15 protein-coding genes are annotated in these 20,087 nt (G+C 63.0%); 5 read left to right on the top strand and 10 right to left on the bottom strand.

The window, feature by feature from the left end; all coding sequences use genetic code 11:
• Window positions 1-9: 9 nt before the first annotated feature.
• Window positions 10-1,377 carry a DNA repair protein RadA gene (radA, locus tag POM99_RS01740; protein ID WP_277275044.1) on the bottom strand — a complete coding sequence of 456 codons (1,368 nt, stop codon included), beginning with the start codon at window positions 1,375-1,377 and terminating at the stop codon, window positions 10-12.
• A 111-nt stretch (window positions 1,378-1,488) separates the two neighbouring features.
• On the opposite strand from radA, the gene POM99_RS01745 reads away from it, so the two are divergent.
• Complete coding sequence (locus POM99_RS01745; RefSeq protein WP_277275046.1) at window positions 1,489-2,010, top strand: hypothetical protein; 522 nt, start codon at window positions 1,489-1,491, stop codon at window positions 2,008-2,010.
• A 92-nt stretch (window positions 2,011-2,102) separates the two neighbouring features.
• Here POM99_RS01745 and POM99_RS01750 read toward each other — a convergent pair whose 3' ends face one another.
• The 9 genes from POM99_RS01750 to POM99_RS01790 form a co-directional block, all read right to left on the bottom strand.
• Window positions 2,103-3,422 (bottom strand): amidohydrolase, encoded by a 1,320-nt coding sequence (locus POM99_RS01750; RefSeq protein ID WP_277275048.1) that lies wholly within the window; start codon window positions 3,420-3,422, stop codon window positions 2,103-2,105.
• Window positions 3,423-3,717: 295 nt separating this feature from the next.
• Window positions 3,718-4,701 (bottom strand): AraC family transcriptional regulator, encoded by a 984-nt coding sequence (locus POM99_RS01755; RefSeq protein ID WP_277275049.1) that lies wholly within the window; start codon window positions 4,699-4,701, stop codon window positions 3,718-3,720.
• A 106-nt stretch (window positions 4,702-4,807) separates the two neighbouring features.
• On the bottom strand, window positions 4,808-7,234 hold the full coding sequence (locus POM99_RS01760; protein ID WP_277275050.1) for a TonB-dependent receptor: 2,427 nt from the start codon (window positions 7,232-7,234) through the stop codon (window positions 4,808-4,810).
• A gap of 123 nt (window positions 7,235-7,357) precedes the next feature.
• Window positions 7,358-8,956, bottom strand: a complete 1,599-nt coding sequence (locus tag POM99_RS01765) for a phytoene desaturase family protein (protein ID WP_277275051.1) — start codon at window positions 8,954-8,956, stop codon at window positions 7,358-7,360.
• Between the two features lie 7 nt (window positions 8,957-8,963).
• On the bottom strand, window positions 8,964-9,755 hold the full coding sequence (locus POM99_RS01770; RefSeq protein WP_277275052.1) for an SDR family oxidoreductase: 792 nt from the start codon (window positions 9,753-9,755) through the stop codon (window positions 8,964-8,966).
• 14 nt (window positions 9,756-9,769) lie between these two features.
• A complete protein-coding gene (locus POM99_RS01775) occupies window positions 9,770-11,287 on the bottom strand; it encodes a flavin-containing monooxygenase (protein ID WP_277275053.1) in 1,518 nt (505 codons plus the stop codon).
• Window positions 11,288-11,387: 100 nt separating this feature from the next.
• On the bottom strand, window positions 11,388-12,896 hold the full coding sequence (locus POM99_RS01780) for an indolepyruvate oxidoreductase subunit beta family protein (RefSeq protein WP_277275054.1): 1,509 nt from the start codon (window positions 12,894-12,896) through the stop codon (window positions 11,388-11,390).
• Window positions 12,896-15,028 carry a ferredoxin family protein gene (locus POM99_RS01785; RefSeq protein WP_277275055.1) on the bottom strand — a complete coding sequence of 711 codons (2,133 nt, stop codon included), beginning with the start codon at window positions 15,026-15,028 and terminating at the stop codon, window positions 12,896-12,898. The genes POM99_RS01780 and POM99_RS01785 overlap by 1 nt, the downstream gene beginning before the upstream one ends.
• 3 nt (window positions 15,029-15,031) lie before the next feature.
• Window positions 15,032-15,811, bottom strand: coding sequence for a cyclase family protein (locus tag POM99_RS01790; protein ID WP_277275056.1), 780 nt, complete (start codon window positions 15,809-15,811; stop codon window positions 15,032-15,034).
• Window positions 15,812-15,947: 136 nt separating this feature from the next.
• Here POM99_RS01790 and POM99_RS01795 point away from each other — a divergent pair, with 136 nt between their 5' ends.
• The 4 genes from POM99_RS01795 to POM99_RS01810 all read left to right on the top strand — a co-directional run bounded on the left by POM99_RS01795 (window position 15,948) and on the right by POM99_RS01810 (window position 19,802).
• Window positions 15,948-16,412, top strand: a complete 465-nt coding sequence (locus POM99_RS01795) for a MarR family winged helix-turn-helix transcriptional regulator (protein WP_277275057.1) — start codon at window positions 15,948-15,950, stop codon at window positions 16,410-16,412.
• A 168-nt stretch (window positions 16,413-16,580) separates the two neighbouring features.
• The gene (locus POM99_RS01800; protein WP_277275058.1) at window positions 16,581-18,878 is read left to right on the top strand and encodes a bifunctional salicylyl-CoA 5-hydroxylase/oxidoreductase; all 2,298 of its coding nucleotides are present in this window, start codon (window positions 16,581-16,583) and stop codon (window positions 18,876-18,878) included.
• 31 nt (window positions 18,879-18,909) lie between these two features.
• Window positions 18,910-19,410 carry a MarR family winged helix-turn-helix transcriptional regulator gene (locus POM99_RS01805; protein ID WP_277275059.1) on the top strand — a complete coding sequence of 167 codons (501 nt, stop codon included), beginning with the start codon at window positions 18,910-18,912 and terminating at the stop codon, window positions 19,408-19,410.
• On the top strand, window positions 19,410-19,802 hold the full coding sequence (locus tag POM99_RS01810; RefSeq protein ID WP_277275060.1) for an acyl-CoA thioesterase: 393 nt from the start codon (window positions 19,410-19,412) through the stop codon (window positions 19,800-19,802). The genes POM99_RS01805 and POM99_RS01810 overlap by 1 nt, the downstream gene beginning before the upstream one ends.
• The last annotated feature ends 285 nt before the right edge of the window (window positions 19,803-20,087 follow it).

Consider the following 20,087-nt stretch of genomic DNA (forward strand, 5'->3'; position numbering starts at 1 on the left):
TGCGGGACCCTAAGAGGCGCCCACTATCCGGTCAACGAGGTTCGGTAGCAGCTTCAACGCATCATAGCGCAGACCCGGCACCTTCTCGGCACCCGCCTCTGGCCCGCAGGCGCGGGTGAAGCCCAGCTTCGCTGCTTCCTTAAGACGGATTCCGGCATGCGCCACCGGCCGCACTTCCCCCGCCAGCGAGATTTCCCCGAACCATGCCGAACCTTCGAGCAGGGGCCGGTCCGCCAGCGCGGAAACCAGCGCCGCCGCCACCGCAAGGTCCGCCGCCGGATCGGTCAGGCGATAGCCGCCGGCCACGTTCAGATAGACTTCTGCCGTGGAAAAATTCAGCCCGCATCGCGCCTCAAGCACTGCCAGCAGCATGGCCAGCCGTCCACTATCCCAGCCGACCACCGCGCGCCTTGGCGTGGCCCCGCTGGCCAGCCGAACCGTCAGCGCCTGGATTTCCACCAGCACCGGCCGCGTGCCCTCCAGCGCCGGAAACACCGCACTGCCGGGAACCGGCTCGCCCCGGCCGGAAAGGAACAGCAGCGAAGGGTTGCTCACTTCTTCCAGCCCCGCGCCCGCCATTGCGAACACGCCGATCTCGTCCACCGCACCAAAGCGGTTTTTCAGTGCGCGCAGGATACGGTACTGGTGGCTGCGTTCACCCTCAAACGCCATGACGACGTCGACCATGTGCTCCAGCACACGGGGCCCTGCGATGCTGCCGTCCTTGGTCACGTGCCCAACCAGCACCACCGCCGCGCCGGTTTCCTTGGCATAGCGGATCAGTTCGAAAGCGCAGCCGCGCACCTGGCTCACCGTGCCCGGCGCGCCTTCGATCTGGTCGGAATGCATGGTCTGGATCGAATCGATCACCAGCAGCGCTGGCGTTTCCATCCCGCCCAGGGTGGTCAGGATGTCGCGCACGCTGGTGGCTGAAGCCAGCCGGATCGGCGCCTTGCCCAGCCCCAGCCGCTCGGCGCGCAGGCGGACCTGGTCCGATGCCTCTTCGCCGCTGATATACACGGTGTGCCCGCCTGCATTGGCAATGCTCGCCGCCGCCTGCAGCAGCAGGGTGGATTTGCCGATGCCCGGATCGCCCCCCATCAGGATCGCCGATCCCGCCACCAACCCGCCGCCCAGCGCACGATCGAACTCGGCCATCCCGGTCTTGCGCCGGTCGGGCAGCTTCACCGGCCGGTCCAGCGCCACGAACTGCACCTGCCGCCCGCCGCTGGAAAGATCGTGCTTGGCGGAAAAGATCGTCTCGGGCGCTTCCTCGGCCAGCGTGTTCCATTCGGCGCAGTCGGGGCATTGCCCCTGCCAGCGGGGTTGCACGCTGCCACAGGCCTGGCAGACATAGCGGCGTTTCGGTTTGGCCATGGCCTTCGCCTAAACGGAACATTTGCGGAACGCAACTGCATTTCCCACAGCCAATGCTCGCCAAATAAGGGAAATCACGTATCCTTAACTTCCACATGGCATTTGGCGGGCATGGCCGTCGCCTCGCATCATTTCCTCGGCATCGATCCGAAGCTCTACCGCCATTTCGCCGCGGCCACCCTGGTGATCTCGCTCGGCGTGGCGATCATTGCCGATTCCGATAATCCCGAAGGCGTCGTTGCCAAGGCTGAAGACATCAAGGTCCAGGCCGACAGGCAGCGCGCCGCAGACGCCGCCAAGCCCAAGCCCAAGCTGGTGGACAAGCGCCAGGCCAGCCCGCGAGGCGAAGCCGGCTACTACACCATCGGCGGCTATGGCAGTCCGATGGACAACGTCGGCGACAGCGGCAGCGGGATCATCGTGCCACAGCCCCTGCCCATGCAGGCGATGATCGCACCTGATCAGGCCTTGATGGCGCGGATGAGCCCCGCCCAGCGCGCCGCCTACCTCAGGCAGCTCGATGACCAGCGCCGCAAGCTGGAGCGGCAGGGGCCTTATCGCCCCTCTTCGGCGGAAATCTCCGCACTCACCAATGCTTCCGCGATCCGTTCGGGCTCGGACAACGCCGACTGAACCGGATGCTGCGGTGGTTTGACAGGCAAACCACGGGCAATCCTGTCAAGGATCGCAGAACAAACCCCGCTGATGTCGAGCCTCCCGAGGCATCAGCCCTTCGGCATCAGAGCCATTGCCTGCGCCACCAGGGCCTGCGCGCCGGTTGCGATCACCTTGTCCGCCTCGGGCGCCCAGAACGGGCTGTGCAGGCCGGGCAGGACCTTGCCCTCCTTCGCCGCCGAGTCGATCTGCTCGGCAGAACGCCCGCCCACCCAGAGCATCAGGCTCTGGATGTTCTCAGGGTCGGTCCGGGCAATCTCGCCGAAGTCTTCGCCCGCCATTTCCGGTCCCACCTCGCGCACCCGGTCGTTGCCAAGGCTCGCCTCCAGCACCGGGCGCATCTTCTCGGCCAGCGCCGGCGTGTTCCACAACGCGTGGCCGTGCGGCTCGTTCACCACCATCACCGGCATGCGGTCTTCGGGCACGCCCGCCGCAATCGCCTCGCCCTTCGCGATCCGGGCAATGCCATCCACCAGCAGCTTGCGCGATGCGTCGCTATAGCTACGCACGGTCAGCTGAAGGTGCGCCTCGTCGGAAATGATGTTGTGCTTGGCCCCGGCGTGAAATGCGCCCACGGTCACCACCGCCGGGTCGAACGGGCTGTTCTCGCGGCTGACCAGCGTTTGCAGACGCATCACGATGGCGCTGGCCAGCACGATCGGGTCCTTGGTCAGCTGCGGATAGGCGCCGTGCCCGCCCAACCCCTTCACCGTCAGGTCGATCATGTCCACATTGGCCAGCGCAAAGCCCGCCCGCACACCCACCGTTCCTGAAGGCAGACTGGCGCTGTCGTGAAAGGCGATGGTGTAGTCCGGCTTGGGAAAGCGCGTCAGCAGTCCGTCGGCCAGCATCGCGTCGGCCCCGCTGTTGATCTCCTCGGCCGGCTGGCCGATCATCACCAGCGTACCCTGCCAGTCCTTGCGGTGGCTCGCCAGCAGCCGCGCGGTCTCGATCCATGCGGTCATGTGCGTATCGTGTCCGCAGGCGTGCATGATCCCGCTTTCCACCCCGGCGGTGGAAACGCCCCGCGCCTTGCTGGCAAAGGGCAGCCCGGTCTGCTCCACCACAGGCAGGCCATCCATGTCTGCACGGATCAGCACGGTTGGCCCCGGCCCGTTGCGCAGCACCGCCACGACGCCGGTCTTGCCCACCTTCTCCGTCACTTCAAAACCCGCCTTGCGCGCCGCCGTGGCCAGGATGGCGGCGCTGCGTACTTCCTGAAAACTCAGCTCAGGGTTCTGGTGCAGATCGCGATAGGTGGCCATCAGGCCCGGCATGTCGGCCCGGATCTGCGCGGCGATGTCATCTGCCCGGGCAGTGGTGGCGATCAGCGAAAGCGTGGCGGACGCGGCAAGGAGCAGGTTCTTCATGGCCGCTACGCTAGCGGCTGATCGGCGAACCGCAATGTCATTGGTGGTGCCCCCTCAGAGCCAATGATCAGTCGCGTTCCAGCACCACCGACCGCAATTCTGCGCATTCTTCAGATGGTGTCGTTCCGCAAGGCCGGTGATCTGCCTGATCAGATCTCGTCGATGACCGAGCGGCAACCTTCATTCCCCACACCTTCAGTGCGAAGGTTCCATTGCTTCTGATCAGGATCGAGCTGGCCGCTTGCAGCAAGCCTTGCTGCAACCGCAGAACGTCACCATGTCGATATCCTGCCGATCAACGGGTGGCACTGCGCAAGGTTTGCGACGGTGTCTCGCCATAGCACTGGCGGTATAGCCCGGCAAAGCGGCCCAGTTCGAAGAACTGCCATTCGGTGGCGATCTCCGAAACCGTTTTGCCGACAGGGCCGCTGAGCAATGTATCGCGCACCCCCTTCAGCCGCACGCTGCGCAGGTACGCCATCGGTGATGTACCGCGAAAGCGATGGAAACCGTCGAACAGAGACCGCGCGCTGACCCCGCTCACCTCGATCAGGCGCGTCAGGTCGATCGGCTCATGTGCATGCGCTTCGATATAGCGTTCCACCAACCGAACGTGGCGGGGTGCGATCGCTCCGCGCGGCTGGGAGAGCGCCTCGCTGTAGTTGTGTGGCTGGACTTCGAGCACACTGGTCATCAGCAGAGATTCCAGCTGGCTGACGGTTGCTGTCTTTGAAGATTGCGGGCCGAGCGAGTCCAATTCGTCGATTAGAAGACCGACATAGCGCCACCAGACCATCGCGCGCGAATCCATGCGCATCACCGGGTCGAACCGCAGCGGCTGGCGCAGTGGTCGGTCCAGCAGGCGAGAGAGTTGCTGCTCCATCGCGGTACGCTCGATTCGCACCATGCGCTTGGCACAGTCTCCTTCCCAGTTCATCCGCACGGACTGATCGGGGTTGAGCAGGCTGCCGGTATGCTGGTCAGACACGAAAGTGCGATCACCTGCCATGATCTCGGCACGGCCGGAAAATGGCAGCATCATCAGGTAGAATGTCTCAAGGTAACCCGGATCGATGGTTACAGGTGCCCCGTAACTCATTACGCTGACCGTACTTTTCGCAAGCGGCACACTATTCTGCCAGGCCTTGAGTTCCCGTACACCAGTTTGCGGCTCAAGCTGGTGCGAGCAGAAGACCTTTGCCACGCTGTCTCGAACGAAATCCACGTCGTTCGATGAGAGCCGACTGAAGGCCTGTAGCGGGCTGGGAACCACTGTCATACCTTCTCCTGACAGGTGCGGCGTACGAAGCACGCCGCACCCACGATTGTGTCATTACTGCTTCAGAATGCAAATCCTTCTTGGGAAAGCCGCCGGTGATGCGGCCTCAGATTTTCCACTTCAGCGAGACATACCATTCGCGCGGACGCGCATAGAGCGTCTCATAGCTGCGGAACGAGGTTCCGTAGATGCCGCTGTCGAGATAACGTTCGTCCGTAAGGTTGGTCACGCCGCCGGTAAGGCTGAGCCGCTTGCCCGGGAAGTCATAGGCAATGCTGGCATTCACCAGCGAATAACCCGGCTGAAGGATTTCCCGTGTGTTGAGAGCGTCCATGAACTGCCCCGAGCGATAAGACCAATCGATACGCGGGGTTAATTCGCTCTCGCCGATAGGAATGCTCTTGAGCAGCGATGCACTTACCGTCCATTTGGATATGCGCTCGAAGCGCGAAGCCTTGGTGATCTCGGTCGCGGCGGGATCGATGCTGGTGTAGCGCGGGTCAAGGAAACCGGCGCTGCCCTCCACGAACCAGCCATTACCCGGCGAAAGCCGCACTTCCAGTTCGGCACCCTTGATCTCGGCCGCCGCTGCGTTCTTGGTGACCGGAGCGACACCGGTGAACACCTGGACCTGCAGATTGTCATACTTGGTCAGGAACACCGCACCATTGATTGTCAGCTTGCGATCCAGCAACTGGGTCTTGAAGCCAGCTTCATAAGCTGTCGCCTTCTCCGCGGCGAATTCGGGCGTTGCGGCCAGCGGCGGGAACACGCGCTGCACAAAGCCGCCTGACTTGAACCCTTGCGAGAACGAGGCGTAGACCATTGAGTCCGGCGTGATGTGCCAGGCAAGGTTGACCATGGGCGTCACGTCGCTCTCGCTGCGTTTCACCCGCACATAGGGCAGAATGCGCGTCTGCGGGGTGTTCGGGCTGCCGTTGATCAACTGTTGCCCCGGGGTGCGGTCAGTGAAGATCGTCTGGTCGGGCAGGAACGCCTTGTCGTCTTTGGTATAGCGCAGGCCGGCAGTGATATCGAACACCCCCCCGAACGAGTAGGTCGCCTGGCCGAAGGCTGCGTAGCTCTTGGTCGAAAACTTTCCACCCGACTGGAAATAAACCGGGGTGAAGTCCAGTATGTTGATGTTGTTGCCGGTTTCGCTGAAGTAGTACAGCCCGGCCACGTACTTGAGACTGCCGCCCATGCCGCGGCCCAGCAGCTGCAGCTCCTGGCTGAACTGCTTGTCGGTCAGCTGGTCATAGAACTGGCTTACGAGGATCGGCGAATGGTCGCCATCGCGTGAGAACGTTCCGTCAAGGCGGCGATAGGCCGTGATCGACTTCAACTGCACCGGACCCAGATCGAGGTCGATGTTGCCGCTCGCCCCCCAGATGCGATTGCGCGAATACTGCGGTGCCGTGCCGAAGTCCTGGGTCACGCTGGCATAGCGGTCGTCATAACATGCCGCTGCCGACCCGGTGGGGCTGTAGGGCGCGAAACCCAGGCAGTTCTGACCGCCAAGGAACGTCGCAACATAGTTGTTCAGCAGCGCAAAATTGTCGACCGGCGCATCGAAGGGCGGATTGATGACATAACTGCCTGCGGTTGGCGGGCTGCCGGGGGGAAGCATCGGCAGATTGGAGGGATTGAAGATCGCCGAGCGCAAGTCCACGCCCTTGAGCGTGAGAGCCGGTCCATTGTTGCGCTCCTCCGTACCATCGACCGACAGGTTGATCTCAAGGTTTGGCGCCGCGTTCCAGCGAAGCTGCAAGCGCCCGGTCTTGGTATTCACATTGCCCAGGTCCTTGTTGTCGACCACCCGCTGCACATAGCCGTCTCGCATCATGCTCGCGCCTGAAACGCGCAACGCCAGCGTATTGGTCAGCGGCAGGTTGGCCATGACCTTGGCGTCGATGCGGTCAAATCGCCCCGTGGTGACCTGGCCAGACATCTCACGGCGGTCACTTGGCTTCTTCGTCGTCAGGCTCAACGCGCCGCCGATCGTGTTGCGGCCGAACAGGGTGCCCTGCGGGCCGCGCAGAACCTCGACCCGGTCGACATCGACCAGATCGAGCATGGCACCCACCGAACGCGCCACATAGACGCCATCGACATAGACGCCCACGCCCGGCTCTGTAGTCGGCAGGAATTCCTTTTGCCCGATGCCGCGAATGTAGATCGCGGCGGAAGAACTGGCGCCGCCGAAGCTCGGATTGCTCTGGAAGGTCATGTTCGGCGTGAATGTTGCCACGCCGTTGATGTTGTCCAGCCCACGCGCTTCAAGCGCCTTGCCGGAAAAGGCCGAGATCGCCAACGGAACCGCCTGTGCCTTTTCCTCGAACTTGCGCGCTGTCACGGTGATTTCGCCGGAAAGTGCATCGACACGGCTGTCGCCCGCAGCATTCTGCTGCTGGGTGGCTGTGGCGGGAACTGCTCCGCTGCCAGCCTCCGCTTCCTGGGCATAGCCTGTGCCGGAAACCGCACAAAGCGCCAGCGTTACTGCCAGCATCGATACGTGCTTGAGATCTTGCATCACCGATTTTCCCCGATTGCATCCCGTCCTCTGTGGGCGGAAATTACGTGCAAGTAGAAGCAATCGGCGGCGGGCGGACTATGCAGTGGCTGCGCGGCATATGCGGGCAATGCGTCTTTCTGATCACCCCAGCAGCTTGGCGACCATATACCCCGACATGCCTCCCAGCCCGGGCCCCGGGTGGGTCGAGGCGCCGATCTGGTAAAGGCCGGGAACTGCCGTGGCATGATTGGCCGGCGTTGCGCCCGGTCGCCACACCATGAACTGGTCGAGCGCACAATCACCGCCATAGGGATCACCGCCGACAAGGTTGATGTTCAGTCGCTGCAAGTCCGCCGGGCTGATCGCATGCCGCGCCAGAATGCTTTCGCGAAGGTTAGGGATCAGCATGCAAAGCCGGTCGACGATACGGTCGGCATAGGCCTCACGCACAGCCTCGGTCCAATGACCGTCTTCCGGGATGGCAATCTCGCCCAGCGCATCGCCTGTCAGGCAGCCATCACGCGGCAGCTCCTGAAGCTGGATCCAGAAGATCCATTTGCCCTCAGGCGCGCGCGTGGGATCGACGGCGACTGGCTGCGCCACCACGATCGTCGCATCCGCCGGCAGGAGACCACGCTCGGCTTCGTTGACCGCGCGAGAAACGGCGTCGAGACCCGGCGTCAGGTGCAGCATCGCCACGTTCTGCAGGGCAGGGTCCGGCCAGGCAGGCGGCTCGGACAGCGCAAGGTGAATCTGCATTTCGCCCCGGCCATAACGGAACGCACCGGCCTCCTCGCGTGCCGCATCGTCCACCGGCGCCTCGACCAGCAATCGTTCGTAGAGCTGCGTTGGCGTTACCGAGGCGATCACCGCCTTGCGCGCACGAAGCACCTCGCCGCCGCGCAGTCGCACGCCGCGCGCACGGCCGCCTTCCACCAGCACGCGTTCCACGTCGGTCCCGGTCCGAATCCGACCACCCTTTTCAGCAATCAGACCGGCAAAGGCTTCAACAATGCGCGCGCTGCCGCCTTCCACCATCGGGCTGCCGACTGCCTCGAGCGAGAAGAGCACCAGCCGGTTCATCAGGGCCGATGCCGTGCTTTCGGGAGAGAGGCCCACATGCAGCACCCACGGCGCGAACAGACCGCGCGAGAGGCCAGCGCGAAAATCCTGCTCCAGCCATGCACGCGATGAGCGCAGCATCAGGCCGAAGGTGCGCGCAAGGCCGCGAATGCCTTGCCGCCGCGCCTCGCCGAGCAGCAGCCTTATCGTCTGCCATGACCACAACCGGCCACCTAGCAGACCGAACACCAGCGGCGCTATCCGCTCGACTTCGGCCATTGCGCGGGCATAAGCGTCTCCATCGCCTGGCGCGCAGGCCTCAAGGGCGGCAGTGTTGGCGGCGCGATCAGTCCGGAAGATCAGGCTCGCACCATCGGGACGGACCACGGCAGTCGGCGTCGGGCTGTTGCGAAAGACGAGGCCATGGCGCGCCAGCTCGGGCCCCAGCTCCGCATAGTGCGGCGCGGTCAGGAACAATGGGTAAAGCGTGGAAAGCGTATCGTGGCGGAACCCGGGAAGCGTCAGCTCCTCGGTGCGGATGCAGCCGCCGGGCTGGTCCTCGCGCTCCAGCATCAACACGCTGTGCCCGCGCAGCACCAGCGCCGCACCGCAGACAAGGGCGTTGATGCCGCTGCCGACTATGACGAAATCGGCATCCGCCGCCCTATCCGCGCCCATCGCCCGCTCAACCCTGGCCGGCGAGCAAGGGCATCAACGGAATGCGCCGCTCAGGCCCCAGAACGCTATAGCCACCATCAACCGCGGTTTCGCTGCCGGTCATGTAGCTGGCGGCATCAGAAGCGACAAACGCGACCACACTGGCCACCTCCTCGGCATCGGCAACCCGCCCCAGCAGATTGAGGTCCGCCGAAACCTTGTCGGCATGGGCGCGATCGCCGGTAGTCAGGCCATCGAACGGATCTGACCAGATATGGCCGAGCGTGACCATGTTCACCCGGATGCGTTCAGCAGCATACTCGAGCGCCTGCGCCCGCGTGAGGTGCGCCAGCGTGGCCTTTGAAACCGGATAGGCCCAGCGGCCGACGTGAGCGAAGCGGCCCGAGATCGAGCCGATGTTGACGATATTGCCGCCGACAGCCGCGAGGTGAGGCCGGGCCAGTTCGCCGAGGATGGCGGCGGAAACGGCGTTTACGTTGAGCGTGTCAAGCCAGACGGCACGCGGTGTGGCAGGGCCTTCGTCGCCATAGGAGCAGGCGTTGTTGACCACCACGTCGAGCCGGCCGAACTCCGATACCGCCCTGGCGACGAGGGCCTCCAACGCGCTGTCATCGGTGATGTCGGTCTGCATGAACAGGGCTCCTTTGCCCAGTTCTGCCTCGATCGCCCGTCCCTTTGCTTCAGAGCGGGCCGCAATGACCACGTGCGCGCCCTCGCCGTGAAGCTTCCGGCTGATCGCTGCGCCGATCGAGGCGGCACCGCCGGTGACGATTGCTACTTTCCCGGTAAGCTGTCCCATCGGTTATCCTCCTGTCAGGCGTGGGCGGTATTGCGGGCGGCGGAAGCTGCCGGGCGCTTTGCCGGAACTCCATGGCGTTTCATAAGCCGCGGCAGCAAGCCGCCGTAGTCCGCAGCATCGATCGCCACGAACCAGTGCTTGAGCCTCATGAGCAGCGGCAGCTGCAGCTTCATCTCATGAAGCAGCTCGTCGATGTGGTGGATCGAGAACGGGATGATGTTGGTGCCCTTGCTGTGCTTGCCATCGGTCCGGGCCTCCATCCAGGCGAGACGGCTGTCCACATAGGCATTCTGCTCCGCCTCGCTTGGCAGCCTGATCCCGCCACCGAGGAAGTCGGCGATCCAGAGGGCTCCGACTTCGGCGTTGAGCTGGCTGAAGAACGACGAATTATACCCGTTGAAGAGCAGCCCCGGCACGCCGACCGGCACGACCGAGCGATATAGGCGGAAGTTCCCCCTCTTATCGGTTACCTTGGCAAGGACCTCGGGCGCCAGGAAGTCGCAGCGCTGGTGCCAGCCAGTGCCGCACACGATCACGTCGGCAGGTACCGTGCTGCCATCGCTGAGCCTTGCTTCACCGGCTGTCAGCTCGACGATTTCGCCATTGGAGAAACCGATCGAGCCATCAGCAACACCTTCGTAGAAGCCATCGGTGACGAGGCTGACCGTCGAACGGGCGATTGTTTCAAGCTTGCCCGCCGGTTCAAGGCCGATGCGCCTGAGGCCGAGCTGCCGGCTGATGATGCCCTGCACGGTGCCGAGCATGCTGTTGCGCAAGGGCAGACCTGGGCCGTGCAGGAAGCGCTCGAAGCCGCGCACGTTGATGTAGCGGAAGAGCCCTTCGCCCATCCGATTGAGGAAGAGGTGCTTGAAATTGACGACGTTCCCGATTTTCTTCGGAATCTTCCAGATAAGATGACGGGCGACAACGCGGGTGGAGGCGGCGGTCCGCGCAATTGCGACGGCCGCATCGCACGAGGACTTGCCATAACCGATCACAAGGGCGTGGCGGCGATTGACGAGATCGATGTCGGTGAATTCGCTCGTATGCAGGATCTGCCCGCCTGCGTTCCTGAAAGCATCGCTTCCGGGGAACTGCGGAATCGACGGGATGGAGAAAATGCCGTTGCAGACGATCACGACATCGACGATCTGGTCACTCTCCCCACCGGTTTCCACATCGCGCACCGCAATGCGCCAGCGAGGCCCTGCCGGCGCCACATTGAGCACCTGCGAGCCGAGCCGGATAGCGCTGCGGAAGCCGAAGTGATCCACGTAGGATTCAAGATAGGCCTGCATCTGCGTGCCCGACGGCCATTCCGGATAGGATGATGGCATCGGGAAATCGGCAAAGGCGTAGGTTTCACGCGGGTTCTGCGTGGTAAGCCCTGGATAGCGCCGCGACGAAGCCCATACGCCACCGACCTCGCTTTCCTTTTCGAAGACCATGACGTCGTGGCCGAACTGCCTGAGCGTCTTGGCGGTGACGAGCCCTGCAATACCGCCGCCGATGATTCCGATTCTGCGAACCATTCTTCATCCCCAAAAGATCGTTGTGGGATGAGGATAGGTGCGAGTGGTTGTGCAGGGATATGCGGCCAGTGCTGCGATTGTTCGCCCAGTGCGGTGCTTTTCACGAAGCCGCGCGCGTCGGCACCACTTGAGAAACTGCGCAGCCCAGAGCTTTTCCTTCTTCATCCTTGAGCGCAGCATCGCGGAGCAAGGCGATCTTCGCCGCAGCATCCGGTGCGCCGATGATATGGCTTTCAACCAAGGACAAGATTGTTTCGAGATTGGCGATGCCGCGCTCGAAAGTATCAGAATAGCCCTTCACCAATGCCTGGCAGCCGAGGATCTCGACCGCAGCATCGGCATCGCTGCGCGCAACATCGCGGACAAGGTTCAGCCAGCGGCCAATGCGCTCCTGCTCCATGGCGTAGCGCAGACTGCCGCGGCGAAGCGGCCGCAACGCTGCTAGCAGGCGCAGCACGATGAACCAGCGCAGACCGGTGGTTTCAACATGGCGACCGCGCGCGAAGAAGGGCGCAAGCCGGCGGCGCCATCCGTCGCTGGCAAGAATGCGTGAACCGATGCGACGCGGCAGCGTTTCACACACTTCCTGGAGGCGAGGATGCATGTATTCGGTCACGCGGAGCAGTTGCCCGCTGCCTACTCGCACTTCCCGCGCAATATGTGCGCTGCGGGTTGCGCGGATCTTGAGATCAGCCACGCGGATTGGATCGTCGTAAGCCATCCACAGTGCAAGATGACGCGCAGCCGGAGCTGCCAGCGCCGGGGAAATGCGGGCCAGGTCCTCAACCCGATCAAGATAGAGTTCGGCATAGCGCGCATCCTGCCATTCCATCAGCCTGGCGACGCCTTCCGTGGCTAGTGGATGGGCGTCTTCGGGCAGGGAGCGGCCCAGGCGATCGTGCAGCGCACGCCCAGCCGGAGTGGTTGGTGCACGCGGACCTGTGGCCTCGGCTGGTGCCGGGTTGCTACGACCGGCAGCATCGAATCCGCAGGCGAAGCCCTTCAGGTTGGCGGCCACCGCCTTGCCCCCGTGCCGCACGGCGTCTTCGAAGGCTTCACGGGAGAACGGCAGAGAGCCGCTGCCGGCCAGTGCCCCGAACATGACCGAGCTGATTACGCTGCCCGCAGACTGGGCCGCTTCCGCCATGTCGAAGCCGATGAACCGGGCCGCGCGGCGCTCTGCCGCATCGAGAATGCGCGCATTGGCGCCGGTCCCGTCACCCAGCGCGGACTTTTCCGAGATGGCATAGACGCGGTGCGTCGAACCGATCAACGTGGTCCGGTCCTTACTGACAAAGCCGCGCAGGATCGCCCTGCCCGCTTCCATCAGCTCCGATGCGATCACGATGTCGACATCGCCCGGCACTGGCATCATCGCCAGCACAGGATCGGGCCGGTTTCCACCTGCGGCGCCTATACGGGCGAGTTCGATGTAATAGACGGTCGAGCCGGTGCGCTGGGCAACGCCGGGAACGGACGTGCCCTGCGCGACATAACCGTTCTGCCGGGCGACGACTTGTATCCAGTCAGCGAGCACGCCGCCGCCTTCGCCCCCCAGGGCGAGAATGGCGATGGTAATGCGATCGCGGTGTTGATTGAAGATTTCCATCAGAATGCCCTTGCTGCCAAGGTACGCGCGTGGCTGCGCTGCAGAGCCCCGATGATCCAATTGCGCGCCTTTGCTGCAACGCGTTCCCACCGGCGCGGATTGGTAATGATTCTGGCCTTCCAGAATGAGGGACACAGCACCGCAGCATGGGCGACTTCGCCGCAATTGCCGCATCCCACGCAGCTGTTGTCGATGTGGGTGACTGGATGCTGACGCAGCGGATCCGGATTGGGCCGGATGCTCAGCGAAGGGCAGCCGGATAGGCGGATGCAGGCGTGATCCCCGGTGCAGGTATCGGCATCGACGCCAAAGCGTTCGCGCACCACGCGCTTGCCTTCACTGGCCGCCTTGGCCAGCTGCGGCTTGATCCGGCGCTGCTTGTTGAGCATGCATTCGGACTGCGCGACGATGACCTTGGGGCCCTTCTCCGGCGAGGTCAGGGCTTCACGCAACGTATCGCGCAAGCGGGCAACGTCGTAAGTGCGGGTCAATGTGCGCGCCCATCGCACGCCCATCCCGCGCACAGCCTTTTCGATGGGATGATTGGTAGTGCGGATATCGTTGTTCGCGCGCGAGGAAAGGATGTCCTGCCCCCCGGTGGCCGCCGAATAGCCGTTATCCACAACGATGGTCACGGTATCATCCTGGTTGAAAACCGCATTGCCGATGCCCGATGTGAGGCCGTTGTGCCAGAAGCCGCCATCGCCCATCATCGCCACCGCGCGCTTGCCTCCGGCATTGGGCCTGAACGCGGAAGCGCCTGCCGTGCCAAGGCCATATCCCATCGTGGTATTGCCGATATGGAACGGCGGCAGGATTGAGAAGAGATGACACCCAATGTCGGCCGAAACGTGGAGTTGGCCGAGCTCGCGCTGGACCAGCTTCATCGCTGAGAAGATCGGCCTTTCCGGACAGCCGGTGCAAAACCCGGCCGGACGCGCCGGCACATTCACGGCGAGTTCGGGCTCCACCGGCACAGCCATCTGACGGGCTGGCGCGCGCTCGGGTGACCATTGGTCGAGGAACCGGGCAAGCCCGTCTCCGATCACTTGCCCCGAATACTCTCCAGCGCGCGGCAGAACATCTTTTCCGACAAGGCGCGTGTCCAGATCCGCCCGGCGCAGGATCGTGTTCAGTTCATGCTCGATGAATTCGGGCTGGCCTTCCTCCAGGATGAGGACCGCCTTCTTGCCTGTGCAGAACTCCACGACCTCGTCGGCAACCAGCGGATAGACTACGTTGAGGCAATAGATCGGCAGCTTTGCACCACCCCAGGCATCGGACAGGCCGGCAAGCTCGAGGGCGCGGTTGAGCGTGTTGAACAGTCCGCCCTGAACGATGATCCCGATATCATCCCGTTCCGGGCCGAACCATTCGTTGAGGCAGTTGTTACGGACAAAGGCCTGCGCGGCGGGCCAGCGCTTCTCGACCTTCTCGACTTCGTGCAGGAAGATGGCCGGCGGCAACACAATCCGGTCAAGATCGCGTGTGGGAGCTTGCGCGGCGTCACCCACCGTCATCGGCGGACGTTTGTTGTCCTTTGCAACGAAACTTCCGGTCATGTGGCAGCTGCGCACGCGCATTTCGATCATCACCGGCGTGTTCGAAGCCTCGGAGAGCTCAAAGCCCTTTTCCACCATGTCCACCATCGTTGGCAGGTTCGGCCGAGGATCAAGCAGCCACATCTGCGATTTCATGGCAAAAGCGTGGGTGCGCTCCTGCATGATCGAAGAGCCCTCGCCATAGTCCTCGCCGATGATGATGAGGGCACCGCCAGTGACGCCGCCCGAGGCCAGGTTGGATAGCGCATCGGATGCGACATTGGTCCCGACAACAGACTTCCACGCGACCGCGCCACGAAGAGGATAGTTGACCGATGCAGCCAACATGGCCCCGGCAGCAGCCTCGTTGGCGCTGGATTCGAAGTGGACGCCCAGTTCCCGCAGCAAAGGATCTGCATCGGCAAATACGTCCATAAGGTGGCTGATGGGTGAGCCCTGGTAGCCGCCGACATAGGCGACACCAGCCTGCAGCAGCGCCTTGGTGACGGCTAGGATGCCCTCACCCTCAAAATGTTCGCCAGCGCCGAGGCGCAGCTTCTCGACTTCCTTCTTGAACGACCTCTCAGCCATGGATCAGCCCTCGACGAACGCGAGAACGCGCAAGGGACTGCCGGAGCCGCCCGCGATCTTGAGCGGCGCAGCGACGATGAAAGCACCGGTCGGCGGCAGGAGATCGAGGTTCTCCAGACACTGCAAGCCATAGAGACCCGCGCCGTGGAGCAGTGTGTGCGCAGGGTAAGGCGGGTCCATCAAGTGCGCTTGGCCAGCATCGGTGCCAATTGTCTCCACGCCAAAGCCGAGGATGCGGCGCGTCTCGATCAGGTATCGGATGGCTTCGGGATCAGGCCCCGGCGTGTGGGCACCATCCTCGCGTCGGTTGGTGTATGCATCGCCAGAACGCTTGGACCAGTCGGTGCGAAGCAGTACCCAGCAGCCTGCGGGAATGGCGCCATGTGCTGCCTCCCAGGCCCGGATGAATTCTGCGGTGAGGACAAAATCAGCGTCGGCGGCGGCTTCTGCCGACGCGTCGATCACCACGGCTTGCCCCGTAAAGCGCACGGGCGGAATGGTATCGACCGTGTTCTCGGGAAGGTCCTTGCCGGTAACCCAGTGGACCGGCGCATCGAAATGGGTGCCGGTGTGTTCGCCCGTGGTGAAGTTGTTCCAATGCCATGCAACGCCGCGCTCATCATAGCAGGAGATTTCCTGGCGGCTGAAGGCGGCAGTCTGGCCGAACGGCTCGGGCAGGACGAGAACCGGGGTGTCTTCCGACAGGGTCTGCGTCAGGTCGATAGTCTTGATGGCACCGCTGCTGACGGCGGCGGCGAACTGGGTGAGCGTGGTTCCCGACATGATTCTCTCCCCGAAGAGGCAAGGACATGCCGACTGTGCCAGATTTACGTGCACGTGCAACCAAAAAAGTTGCATATGCACGTTGTGTTCATCCACAAGAGAATGTAAGGGACGCGAAACCGGAGGAAATTTCGTTTTGGACAAGCGGCTTCTTGGCGACCCTGGAACCCCTGCCTTTCAGGTCGCCTCCTACCCGTTCTACCTCGTGAACCGGCTTGCCAGCCGCTACAACGCGGTGATTGAGGCCGCGCTGCGGGATATCGGACTGGATATTCCTTGCTGGCGGGTGCTGATGATCCTGGGCGAGGAAAACCCACGTGGCGTGCGCGACATTGCCGACTCCGCAGTGATCCCTCTTTCGACCATGACGCGGATCGTGCAGCGCATGGCCGCGGCGAACCTTGTCCGCCTCGCCCCAAGCAAGCGCGATGCGCGGGTGACTGAGGTGCTCCTGACCAAAGACGGTGAAGCGAAGCTTGCGCAGGCGCGGCAAGTGACTTCGCCCACCTATCACAAGGTGATACGCAACCTGTCTGCCAGGGATTTTGCGCAGCTGATCGACCTCCTCAACCTGCTCTACGATAATCTGGGCGAGAATTGAGCACAGGCTTGGCAACGTGGCACTGGACAGCCGGATACGATTAGTTCAAGTTTAAAACGAATGAGTCCCGACGATGGCTGCAACGGGGACTTGGAATTGTGGGAATTGACGCCGGAAAGGCGTGCAACTGGCCATTTATTTTAAGTTTGAAATATGGGAGTATGGTAGATGAGAGTCGCATGTCTCGGCGGTGGCCCAGCCGGCCTTTATTTCGCCATCTCATTGAAGCTGCGTGATCCCGGCCATGATGTCGTGGTCGTGGAGCGCAACAAGGCCGGCGACACGTTCGGCTGGGGCGTGGTCTTCTCCGACCAGACCCTTGAGAACCTGCGCAGCAATGATCCCGTCAGTGCCGCAACGATCCAGGCCGAATTTGCGCATTGGGATGATATCGAAGTGGTCGTGGGTGACCATGTTGAACGCTCGGGCGGGCATGGGTTCATCGGCATCGGGCGCAAGCGCCTGCTGAACATCCTGCAGGATCGCGCGCGCGAATTGGGCGTGCGGCTGGAGTTCGAAACCGAGTTCGATGCCGACCTCTCCCAATGGTCGGACTATGATCTGATCGTGGCTTCGGATGGGATCAACAGCCGCATCCGCAGCCATTACGAAGACCGCTTCGACGTGAACATCCAGACCCGCGCCAACAAGTTCATCTGGCTCGGTACGGCAAAGCTGTTCGATGCCTTTGCCTTCATTTTTGAGAAGACCGAGGCGGGCTGGATCTGGGCTCATGCCTATCGCTTCGACGAGACGCGCTCGACCTTCATCGTCGAATGCTCGGAAGCTACATGGCGCGGGCTTGGCTTCGACACGATGGAGCAGGCCGATGCAATTGCGGCCTGCGAGCGGATTTTTGCCCGTCACCTTGATGGCGAACCATTGCTGACCAACGCGGGCCACCTGCGTGGCTCTGCGGCATGGATAAATTTCCGCCGCATCCTGTGCGAGCGCTGGTCGTTCGACAACGTCGTCCTGCTCGGGGACGCTGCGCACACAGCGCACTTCTCGATCGGATCGGGCACCAAGCTGGCCTTGGAAGATGCGATCAAGCTGGCCGAAGTGATGAGCCGTCCGCACGTTGCCCACGATCGCGAGAGCATGGCGGCCGCGCTGGAGGAATATCGCGCCGAGCGTCATACCGAGGTGCTGAAGATCCAGAATTCTGCGCGTAACTCCACCGAATGGTTCGAGACGCTGGACCGCTATATCGATTTCGCACCCAAGCAGTTCGCCTATTCGCTGCTGACCCGTTCCCAGCGTGTAAGCCATGAAAACCTGCGGCTGCGTGATCCGGCATGGCTGGCCGAAGTGGAGCAGTGGTTCCAGCGCCAGTCCGGGGTCGAGCCGGGCAACCGCCCCGCCGAACCCATGTTTGCGCCGCTGCTGCTGCGCAACCTGACAATTGCCAACCGCGTAGTGGTCTCGCCAATCCTCACTTACTCGGCGGACGAAGATGGCGTGCCAGGCGATTTCCATATGGTCCATTACGGGGCAAGGGCCATGGGCGGTGCCGGACTGGTGGTGACCGAGATGACTGCGGTCAGCGAGACCGGCCGGATCACGCCGCATTGCCCCGGTCTGTGGAATGACCAGCAGGCCGAGGCATGGAAGAAGATCGTGGCGTTTGCCCACGCCAACTCTGAGGCGAAGATCTGCGTCCAGCTCGGCCATGCCGGCGCACGTGGCGCAACCGAAGCAGGCCACGTCCAGCCTGACCGGCCGCTGCAGGAAGCCGCTTGGCCGCTGATTGCGGCATCATCCCTTCCCTACAAGCCCGGCAGCCAGGTGCCGCGCGCGATGAGCCGGTCGGACATGAACGCGGTCATTGCAGACTTCGTCGCAGCCACGGCTCGAGCCAAGGCCGCCGGCTTCGACATGATCGAACTCCAGGCCGGCCACGGCTTCCTGCTGTCGAGCTTCATCTCGCCCGTGCTGAACCACCGCGACGATGAATTCGGCGGGTCGCTGGAAAACCGGCTGCGCTATCCGCTCGAGGTCTTTTGTGCGATGCGTGATGCATGGGGTGAAGCCCTCCCCCTTGCCGTCCGGATTTCTGCGAACGACTGGGTCGGCAGCGCCGGCGTTACCCCCGACGAGGCCGTCCGGATCGCCGCCGCGTTCCAGGACGCAGGAGCCGACATCGTCGACGTCTCTGCGGGCGAAACAGCCGCTTCGGCCCGCCCGGTCTACGGTCGCATGTTCCAGACGCCGTTTTCGGACCAGATCCGCAATGAGGCGGGTTGCGCCACCATCGCCGTGGGCAACATTTACGAGGCCGATCATGTCAACTCGATCCTGGCTGCAGGCCGGGCGGATCTTGTCGCGTTGGGCCGTCCGCATCTGGCGGACCCGTCCTGGACCATGCGCGCGGCGGCACGATCGGGGCAGAAGATTGCCGTGCCCCCCGCCTATGCTCTAGGGCTCGCGCAAATGACACGCACTCTGCAGCCTCAGGCTCGGTGAGCGGTACGGCAGTCAGCAGGAGGATCTGGCCTTGTCCAGCGGCGACCAGAACATATCGATTCCCGAAAAGCACGACGGTGAACTGACCGGCCGGATGGACATCCGCGTCCTGCTGCGCCTATTGAGCTGTTCGATGACGATCGAGAAGCGCCTGCGTCGCCGCTTCATCGAGCAGTTCGACACGACGCTGCCGCGCTTCGATGTGCTGGCCGCGCTGGAACGCAATCCTGACGGGGTGACCATGAGCGAGCTTTCCCGCTTGCTGCTGGTTTCGAACGGCAACGTGACCGTGCTGGTTCGCCAGCTGGAATCCGACGGTTATCTTAGCGCCGAGGCCCCGCCCGAGGACAAGCGTCGCACGATCGTGATGATGACCAGAAAGGGCCGGGAGCATTTCAAGCTGCTCGCCGAGGCGCACCATAAATGGATCGGCAGCATGTTCCGCCAGATGAGCGCTGCCGACATGCAATCACTCCATTCGCTGCTGGCGAACCTGAAGGTATCGCTGGCAGCAGAGGAAGAGACGGACTGATGACCTTCACTTCTACCCATTTGGTGCGCTTCGCCCATGTCGATGCAGCCGGTATCGTTTTTTATCCGCGCTACTTCGAGATGCTCAACGCCACGGTCGAGGATTATTTTTCACAGGAGATCGGCGTGGATTTTGCCGAGATGCATCTCCGGCGTGGCTTGGGCCTGCCGACTGTGTCGATCCAGACCACCTTTCTCAGCCCGAGCAAGCTTGGCGACCTGCTCGACTTCAGACTTTCGGTGCTGCGCGTGGGACGCAGCTCGGTGGACCTGCTCGCCGACGTGTTCTGCGGCGACGAGAGGCGGCTGGAGGCCACGGCGACGCTGGTCTGCATGGACCTGGAGGCAGGCCGTTCGGTAGCTTGGCCCGATGACATGAAGCCCGGCCTATAGCGGGCGATAGTTCGGTAGCAGCGGCCTAGCAGCCAGCGCTGCGGGCTTCTTCCCCGGCAACACAACAGCACAGACGCGCACGCGCAAGGCGGTGGCTGGGATCCTGCTTCGGCCATTCGTCAGGGGGCAACGGCGCTGCCCGAGGCTGCTTCTCTTGCAAGGCAAGGCCTCTCCTGCCCGGTTTCAGGAGAGGCCTGTCATGTGGGTTTTCCGGGACGTTCGTTGTGGAGCGCTGGTGCTGTCAGCGTCAGCCCGCGACGACGGGGTGGCGCAGCTTGCCGATGC

The organism is Novosphingobium cyanobacteriorum (assembly GCF_029436685.1).
GTDB lineage: Bacteria > Pseudomonadota > Alphaproteobacteria > Sphingomonadales > Sphingomonadaceae > Novosphingobium > Novosphingobium cyanobacteriorum.